The sequence below is a fragment of the Microcoleus sp. S13_C3 genome, from assembly GCF_036700905.1.
GTDB lineage: Bacteria > Cyanobacteriota > Cyanobacteriia > Cyanobacteriales > Microcoleaceae > Microcoleus.
The window spans coordinates 1-9,275 of sequence record NZ_JAUBPT010000231.1 but is presented as its reverse complement, the minus strand read 5'-3'; the positions used below and the strand labels follow the sequence as shown (position 1 = coordinate 9,275).

The 9,275-nt window shown below is 48.7% G+C and carries 7 protein-coding genes; 6 read left to right on the top strand and 1 reads right to left on the bottom strand.

Annotated elements, in window-relative coordinates:
• The first annotated feature begins 189 nt into the window (after positions 1-189).
• From QUA16_RS34115 to rpsJ, 6 genes are all read left to right on the top strand, one after another.
• Positions 190-333, top strand: coding sequence for a hypothetical protein (locus tag QUA16_RS34115; RefSeq protein WP_333108961.1), 144 nt, complete (start codon positions 190-192; stop codon positions 331-333).
• Between the two features lie 99 nt (positions 334-432).
• A complete protein-coding gene (rpsL, locus tag QUA16_RS34110) occupies positions 433-813 on the top strand; it encodes a 30S ribosomal protein S12 (protein WP_006632197.1) in 381 nt (126 codons plus the stop codon).
• A 145-nt stretch (positions 814-958) separates the two neighbouring features.
• Positions 959-1,429, top strand: a complete 471-nt coding sequence (gene rpsG, locus QUA16_RS34105; protein ID WP_006632196.1) for a 30S ribosomal protein S7 — start codon at positions 959-961, stop codon at positions 1,427-1,429.
• A 329-nt stretch (positions 1,430-1,758) separates the two neighbouring features.
• On the top strand, positions 1,759-3,831 hold the full coding sequence (gene fusA / locus QUA16_RS34100) for an elongation factor G (protein WP_333108958.1): 2,073 nt from the start codon (positions 1,759-1,761) through the stop codon (positions 3,829-3,831).
• 101 nt (positions 3,832-3,932) lie between these two features.
• Positions 3,933-5,162, top strand: coding sequence for an elongation factor Tu (gene tuf, locus QUA16_RS34095; RefSeq protein WP_333108955.1), 1,230 nt, complete (start codon positions 3,933-3,935; stop codon positions 5,160-5,162).
• A 210-nt stretch (positions 5,163-5,372) separates the two neighbouring features.
• A complete protein-coding gene (gene rpsJ / locus QUA16_RS34090) occupies positions 5,373-5,690 on the top strand; it encodes a 30S ribosomal protein S10 (protein ID WP_006632193.1) in 318 nt (105 codons plus the stop codon).
• A 76-nt stretch (positions 5,691-5,766) separates the two neighbouring features.
• On the opposite strand, the gene QUA16_RS34085 is transcribed toward rpsJ, so the two are convergent.
• Positions 5,767-9,120 carry a transporter substrate-binding domain-containing protein gene (locus QUA16_RS34085; protein ID WP_333108953.1) on the bottom strand — a complete coding sequence of 1,118 codons (3,354 nt, stop codon included), beginning with the start codon at positions 9,118-9,120 and terminating at the stop codon, positions 5,767-5,769.
• Positions 9,121-9,275 lie beyond the last annotated feature (155 nt).

The window sequence follows — 9,275 nt, the reverse complement described above, 5'->3', positions numbered from 1 at the left end:
CAGGAAGCAGACCCTTCAGGAGCAATCCTGATTGAATGGTGAGACTTAAATAAGTTTAGCCAAGTTTTGTGTAGCAGTTAAGGCGCATCTCCTCACAATGGTAATTCGATCGAAAAAGCGCGATATGGCGATCGTCATAAATTTTGGTGACGGCTGTGAAAATCATCATAGTTGCGCCTAAATTATAGGATGTCACATACCATTCTCCCGTTGCGCTCGCCCCCTCCCAACTTGCAGCAAGGAAGGAAGTTCGATCGCCGATCGCGCAAATTTCTTGCCAAAGAAACTCGCGTCGTGTACAATACAGAGTCTGGTATCCTCACTTACCCATAATTATTTTCATTCATCCCGTCCCCCCAGAGGGGAAGGGACTTTCAGTGCGGATACAGCCAAATCACTATATTCAGCAAAAAGCTAGAAATGCCGTAACTCATGCCCACTATTCAGCAACTCATCCGTTCAGCACGGGAACAAACGCAGAAAAAAACCAAATCGCCAGCTCTCAAGAGTTGCCCGCAGCGCCGCGGAGTTTGCACCAGAGTGTACACGACCACCCCGAAAAAACCCAACTCGGCGCTGCGGAAGGTGGCTCGGGTACGGCTGACCTCTGGTTTTGAAGTCACCGCCTACATCCCAGGGATCGGTCACAACTTGCAAGAACACTCGGTAGTAATGATCCGGGGCGGTCGGGTAAAAGATCTCCCCGGAGTTAGATACCACATCATTCGCGGTACATTAGACACCGCTGGGGTGAAAGACCGCAAGCAGGGTCGTTCCAAATACGGGGCCAAGCGTCCTAAAGAGAAAAAATAACACGGAACTCGCCCGCTCGTCGGGGTTGGGAAGCAAAAATAAATCCGATCGCGCCGATCAATTGCACGCTCGATCGTCATAAATCGAGATGTGATCCCAAAACCCCAAACTCAATCATTCAAAATCAAAAATCCCAAATAGAACTATGTCTCGCCGCACAGTTATTCAAAAACGTCCAGTTCCACCAGATCCAACCTACAACAGCCGGTTGGTAAGCATGATGGTGAGACGGATCATGCAGCACGGCAAAAAATCCGTTGCCTCCAGCATCGTCTACGACGCCCTCAAAACAATCCAAGAACGCACAGGGGCTGAACCGTTAGACTTGTTTGAAAAAGCAGTCAAAAACGCAACACCCCTGGTCGAAGTCAAAGCCCGCCGGGTAGGTGGCGCCACCTACCAAGTGCCGATGGAAGTGCGTTCCGATCGCGGTACAACCCTCGCCCTCCGCTGGCTGATCAGATTTGCCCGCGCCCGCACCGGCCGCTCAATGGCCGCCAAGCTAGCCAACGAACTGATGGATGCAGCTAACGAAACAGGGAGTGCTATTCGCAAGCGCGAAGAAACTCACCGCATGGCTGAAGCTAACAAGGCTTTTGCTCACTACCGCTACTAACTGCAACAACGGGCATGGAGAAGAGCGCGATGTTCGGTATAAAAGCATCGGGTGAGAAATTGGAAAGTGTAAGTTTTGAGTGTTGAGATTGCTTCTCTTGGCGCAGTTGCGATTCGTGAAGCAAACTCAAAATTCACGCACTCAAAATTCACGCACTCTCTGAATCCTCCATGTCGCATCCTTAATATTTTTGTAAACAAATCTTGCAAAAAATATTAAAATGTAACAATAAGCTCCTGAGACTTTTGTAAGTCGCTGGGGAGTGCAAAATAGGGTTACTGTGTAGTATAATAGTATTATAACAGCAACACAAGATTAAGGAGGTAGCTGTGGCACGTACCGTCCCGCTAGAAAAAACTCGCAACATCGGCATCGCAGCCCACATAGACGCGGGCAAAACAACAACAACTGAAAGAATTCTGTTCTATTCAGGCATGGTTCACAAAATGGGTGAAGTGCACGAGGGAACAGCAGTCACTGACTGGATGGAGCAAGAGCGGGAGCGGGGAATTACGATTACTGCCGCTGCTATCACCACCAGTTGGAAAGATTACAAAATCAACATCATCGACACTCCCGGACACGTAGACTTCACGATCGAAGTCGAACGCTCGATGCGAGTGCTCGACGGAGTGATCGCAGTGTTCTGCTCGGTAGGGGGAGTGCAGCCGCAATCCGAAACAGTTTGGCGACAGGCCGATAGGTACAAAGTACCGAGGATCGTGTTCGTCAACAAAATGGATCGGATGGGGGCAAACTTCTACAAAGTCTACGGCCAAATTCGCGATCGAATGAGAGCGAACGCCGTACCCATCCAAATCCCGATCGGCAGTGAAGAAAACTTCCGGGGAATTGTAGACTTAGTGCAAATGAAAGCCTATATCTACAACAACGACACGGGAACTGACATCGCGGAAGTAGAAATCCCCGATGAAGTAAAGGATCTAGCCGTAGAATACCGCACCAAGCTGATCGAATCGGTAGCAGAAACCAACGACGCCCTCACCGAGAAATACCTCGAAGGCGAAGAGTTAACGGAAGACGAAATCCGCTTGGCCCTGCGTCACGGCACTGTCGAAGGTACGATCGTCCCCATGTTGTGCGGTTCGGCATTCAAAAACAAAGGCGTTCAGTTGTTGTTGGATGGAGTCATCGACTATCTGCCCTCGCCCTTGGAAGTTCCTCCAATTCAAGGACTCCTGCCCAACGGCGACACAGCAGAGCGGTTTGCCGACGACAACGCCCCCCTGTCAGCCCTGGCCTTCAAAATCATGGCTGACCCCTACGGTCGCCTGACCTTTGTTCGCGTCTACTCCGGTATCCTCAAAAAAGGAACCTACGTCCTGAACTCCACCAAAGACAAAAAAGAGCGGGTTTCTCGCCTAATTGTACTCAAAGCGGACGATCGGATAGAAGTTGAGGAACTCCGAGCCGGAGACTTGGGAGCAGCCTTGGGTTTGAAAGACACCTTCACCGGCGACACCCTCTGCGAAGAAGGAGCGCCAGTGATTCTGGAATCTCTGTTTATTCCAGAGCCAGTTATCTCGGTGGCTGTCGAACCCAAAACCAAACAAGACATGGAGAAGCTCTCCAAAGCCCTCCAGTCGCTCTCGGAAGAAGACCCTACCTTCCGAGTCAACGTTGACCCAGAAACCAACCAGACAGTCATCGCCGGTATGGGCGAACTGCACCTGGAAATCCTGGTTGACAGAATGCTGCGGGAATTCAAAGTAGAAGCGAACGTGGGTCAGCCACAAGTAGCCTACCGCGAAACCATTCGCAAATCCGTCCGCGCCGAAGGTAAATTTATCCGCCAAAGCGGCGGTAAAGGTCAGTACGGTCACGTCGTGATCGAACTAGAACCCACCGAAGTCGGAAGCGGCTTTGAATTTGTCTCCAAAATTGTTGGTGGCACTGTACCCAAAGAGTACATCGGCCCTGCAGAACAAGGGATGAAAGAAGCGTGCGAATCAGGTATTGTAGCAGGATATCCCGTGATTGACCTCAAAGCTACTATGGTAGACGGGTCTTTCCACGACGTAGACTCCTCAGAAATGGCATTTAAGATCGCCGGTTCAATGGCGATCAAAGAAGCCGTGATGAAGGCGTCGCCAGTGCTGCTAGAGCCTATGATGAAAGTAGAGGTTGAAGTTCCCGAAGATTACATCGGGAACGTCATCGGAGACCTCAACTCGCGTCGGGGTCAGATCGAAGGTCAAGAGACGGATCAGGGGATAGCCAAAGTTTCTGTAAAAGTTCCACTAGCAGAAATGTTTGGTTACGCCACTGACATCCGCTCGAAAACCCAAGGTCGAGGCATCTTCACAATGGAATTCAGCCATTACGAAGAAGTGCCGCGAAACGTGGCTGAAGCCATTATCGCTAAGAACAAAGGGAACTAATGATTTTGGATTTTAGATTTTGGATTTTGGATTGAATCCAAAGTCTAGAGTCTAAAATCTCAAGTCTAAAATCGCTAAAAGAAACAAGGAACAGATCAAGAATGGCACGCGCAAAATTTGAACGGAATAAACCCCACGTAAACATCGGCACGATCGGTCACGTTGACCACGGCAAAACAACTTTGACCGCCGCGATTACGATGACTCTCTCTGCACTAGGTCAAGCAAAGGCTAAGAACTACGCCGACATCGACGCTGCGCCTGAAGAAAAAGCACGGGGTATTACGATTAATACTGCCCACGTGGAATACGAAACCACAGGTCGGCACTATGCCCACGTAGATTGCCCCGGACACGCTGACTATGTGAAAAACATGATCACCGGTGCTGCTCAAATGGACGGCGGCATCCTAGTAGTGTCAGCGGCAGACGGCCCCATGCCTCAAACTCGCGAACACATCCTGCTAGCTAAGCAAGTTGGCGTTCCCAGCCTGGTTGTCTTCTTGAACAAAGAAGACATGGTGGATGATGCTGAACTGTTGGAATTGGTAGAACTGGAAGTTCGCGAACTTTTGAGCTCTTACGATTTTCCTGGTGATGACATCCCCATCGTCACAGGTTCGGGATTGAAAGCTCTCGAAGCGATGCTTGCTAATCCCAAGACTGTCAAGGGCGAAAATGAGTGGGTTGACAAAATCTACAAGCTGATGGAAGAAGTAGATTCTTACATCCCCACACCAGAACGCGAAGTTGACAAGCCTTTCTTGATGGCAGTTGAAGACGTATTCTCGATTACTGGTCGGGGTACTGTTGCTACTGGTCGGATTGAGCGTGGCACAATCAAAGTCGGCGAAACAGTAGAAGTGGTTGGCATTAAGGACACTCGCAGCACTACGGTGACTGGTGTGGAAATGTTCACCAAGTCGTTGGAAGAAGGCATTGCTGGCGACAACGTGGGTCTACTGCTGCGGGGGATTTTAAAGGCGGATATTGAAAGAGGCATGGTGATTGCCAAGCCCAAATCCATCAGTCCTCACACTCAGTTTGAATCTGAAGTGTACATCCTCAAGAAGGAAGAAGGCGGCCGGCACACGCCCTTTTTCTCTGGATATCGCCCTCAATTCTACGTCCGTACCACTGACGTGACCGGCACGATCAACCAGTTCACCGCTGATGACGGTAGTGAAGCAGAAATGGTGATGCCCGGTGACCGGATCAAAATGACTGTTGAGTTGATTCACCCGATCGCGATCGAACAAGGAATGCGCTTCGCTATCCGCGAAGGCGGCCGCACCGTCGGCGCCGGCGTTGTTTCCAAAATCCTCAAGTAGGACTCCGATAACAGCTTCAATAGCAGAAAAGCCGCCAAATGTCAATAGGCTTTTCTGCTATTTAGTGAGTAGTGAGTAGTTATAGGTTAGTGGGCAGTTGTTAGTAGTTATGGGTTAAATGTTCAATAACAAATAACAAATAACAAATGACTGATGACTAATGACTAATGACTAAAAATAAACTGAACCTCGAAAATTCAAGAAACAAAAATGGCAACAATTCAACAGCAAAAAATTCGCATCCGCCTCAAAGCTTTCGATCGCCGAATTCTAGACGCATCCTGCGAAAAGATTGTAGATACAGCAAATCGGACAGCCGCCACAGCGATCGGCCCGATTCCCCTACCGACAAAACGACGGATTTACTGCTTGCTGCGATCGCCCCACGTAGACAAAGATTCTCGCGAACACTTTGAAACCCGCACGCACCGCCGCATCATCGACATTCACCAGCCATCGGCAAAAACAATTGACGCTTTGATGAAACTGGATTTGCCAGCCGGCGTAGATATCGAAGTCAAGCTGTAGATTGACTTATCGAAAACTCGGAAAGAAGGAACAAAGATTAAATAATTTGTTCCTTCTTTTTTATGAAAGTTCGTTATTAGTTTAAGGTGAACATTGCCGGAGTGATAGAACTAGCTGATGAGTCAGTCAGAGATGCTAAAACTGCCCCAGTGCTAACAAGACGGATCAGGGTATCCCCGGCTTGAGTGCCTGTACCTTGGGTAATAGTTAACTGCTCAAATTTGAGGCCGCCTGCTAATTCTAATAAGTCTTGACCAATAGTAAAATCTGCGATCGTATCAGTTCCATTTCCAGGCGTTAAAACAAAAGTATCGCCTCCTTTGCCACCATTGAGCAAGTCGTCACCCGCACCTCCATTGAGAATATCATTGCCTTTACCGCCAAAGAGAATGTCATTGCCTTTGCCACCATTGAGCAAGTCGTCATCGGCATCTCCATTGAGAGTATCACTGCCTTTACCGCCAAAGAGAATGTCCTTGCCTTTGCCACCAGAAACGAAGTCATTGCCTTTGCCACCCCACAGGCTATCATTGCCTTGACCGCCATAGAGAGTATCGTTCCCTTTATTACCATTGAGGGAATTGTCGCCGGAGTTGCCATTGAGTAAGTCATTGCCTTCAGTGCTCATGACTGTATTGTTCCCAGTCGTACCAGAAAAAGGCAGGGAATACTGCAAGCCAAAGTCAGCAGCAAGTGCGTTACTGTCGCGACGCAAAACGTTGGACTTGAAATGACGTTCGTACATTTCTCCATAGTTCCCTACTGCTTTGATCGCCTTCGCAGCAAAGTCCTTTGGCAAACCTAGCGCTTCACCTATATTCCCTTCCAACCCTAAGAATTGTCGAATGGCGGAGTTAGAGTTATTCACGGGGTTGTCGTCAGTATTCTGGGTGATTAACTCCTCAATATTGGCTGAAGTAATGCCATATTCTTCTGCTTGAACTAAGGCATTATAAACCCAACGTACTACATCTGCCCACTTGGATTGATTTTCGTCAGTTATTAAGCCCAAAGGTTCTTTAGAAAGAACTTCATCGAGAATCCGATGCTGTGCGGGATTGGATAAGGTAGGAATTCGGGCACTGATAATAGTCAGGTCAGTTGAGACAGCATCTATTTCTCCTTTATCGTAAGCGACAAACATTTCATCATTTGTGGCAAACTTAACAGGGATAAACGTACCCCCGTACTTGCTTAAAGAATCTTGGAGGTTTTGTAAAGAAGTTGCCCCTTCCAAAATACCAACTCGGCGACCATTGAGAGCCGGTAAAACGCTTATACCGGTATTATCCCTGACTAAAACACCTTGGCCGGTGTAAAGATAAGTGGGACTGAAGTCAACACCCAAACTCGCATCGCGCACAAGGTTTTGAGTTATTCCCATTGCTGAGACATCAACCACACCATTAGCAGTATTGGCGAAACTATCCTTAAACGACTGAACCTCAATTTCAAGCTTAGTAGAATCGCCAAATAAAGCCGCAGCAATAGCACGTCCTAAGTCAACGTCAAAGCCCACATATTCGCCATTCGCTTGCTTCACGGCAAAGCCGGGGTTGTTACCGGGAAGTCCTAGCTTCAGGGTACCGCGCTGCACTACTTCTGCCAGCAGGTTGCGATCGTCGTTATCAATTAAAGTCGCATCAACCTTAGTACCAGAGAACGGTGGAGAATAAAACAAACCTCCCTCATTCGAGAGGAGATTGCGATCGCGATCTAGCCCAGGGAAGTGCCGATCGTATATTTCTGCGTAGTTGCCAACTTGTTTGATAACGTTTACTGCGAAGTCCTTGGGAAGCCCCAGAGAAGCTCCTAAATCGCCTTCTAAGCCCAGGAAACGACGAATCGCAGGACTGGAGTCATTATTCGGATTCTTATCGGTATTAGCCTCAATAATTTTGTCAATGTTTTGAGAGCTAATTCCAAATTCTTCCGCTTGAATCGGGACATTATTGACCCACCGCACCACATCGACCCATTGCGAGTCATTTTCGGGTAAGGCTAGGGCAATAGGTTCTTTGGAGAATTCTACGTCTAACAGACGGTGATTTTCCGGGTCGGCGAGGCGCTCCAGAATCAGGGCGCGGTCAGTGGCGTAGGCATCAATTTCACCTCGCTCGTAGGCGGCGACAACTTGTTCAAGGGACTCAAACAATTTGGGTGTAAACTTAACCCCTTCAGGGCTTAATTGATTTTGTAAATCGTCTAATGAGTTACTGCCTTCAATAATGCCAATGGTACGGTTTTTGAGGCCTAAAGCATTCTCAATGCCGCTATCTTTGCGAACGACGACCGCTTGGTAATCGTAGAAGTAAATTGGACTGAAATCGATGTTATCCTCTGCATCCGCTCCTAGGTAGTGGGTAGACCGTTGAGCAGCGATGTCTACATTACCATCCACTATCTGTTCAAAGGCTTCTGAAAAGGTGGTTGTTACCCGTTCTACTTTGCTAGCATCCCCAAATAACGCTGCTGCCAAAGTACGGACAAATTCAAAGTCAAATTCTGACCCTGAAGAAGAGGTGCCGAGTTTAATCTGACCCCGCTTGATAATGTCATCAAGAATCGTCTTTTCTGGTTTTTTTACTAAATCGGGATTGGCAACACTGGGGGTGGTTTGAGCGGAAATTTCACCGGCAGTCGGGGCAGGCTGGGCTGTGGGTGCGTCTACAATTTCAAGGATTTCACCTAAGTTAGGAAAGTTATTGTAGGTTTGCCCGTTGTTTTGAATCAGCGCGATTTCTTGTCCCTTGAATTCCAGAGTCCCAGCTAGGACGCTAAAGTCGGCCAGGGATTTAGTATTAAACCCAGTGGCGGAGATTTGAATTTTATCTTTTTGGGTGGGGTCAAAATCGAGGATTAAGTCGCCGCCGTCGGAAGGTGCGTTGAAGTAGAAGACATCGGCACTGTCTCCGCCATTGAGTAAGTCCACACCCGCACCGCCGATGAGGATGTCTTGTCCTGCGTCACCCACTAACCAATCGTTTTCTTCGTTGCCTTCGAGGGTATCGTTGCCGAGACCGCCTTCGAGTACGTCGTTTCCGGTGTTTCCTTTCAGTTGGTCATCGCCGGCATTTCCTTGCAGTTGGTCGTTTCCTTCGTTTCCTTCCAGGGTGTCGTTTTCTGCACCGCCTGCCATCGCATCATCTCCGGCGTTGCCTTGGAGGATGTCTGCACCGAAGTTTCCTTCTAATTTGTCGCTGCCTTCTCCTCCGAGCAGGCTATCATCGCTTGCACCGCCCCTCAGTTGGTCGTTACCAGCCAGTCCTTGCAAGACATCGTTACCCTCATTGCCAGAGAGATTATCGTCGCCTTCGGTTCCGGTGCGGGTATCGTTGCCGGAGGTTCCGGTTTGGCGCATCCCGTTTTGGCTATTAGCGCTGTTCTGTTGGTCGTTATCGGCAATTTGCAGGACGGCGGTTTGATACACCGGGTCGAGGGCGTAGCCAGTGCCGACATATTTGAGGTTGAGGGTTAAGGCTTCCGGCTTTTCTGGGAGGGTATCATCTACTGTAGTTTAGACTAAAAAATGAGCGCAGCTAAAAGTAGCCACCTTTGAATCTCAGGCAAGCTGTTGCTCAAAAA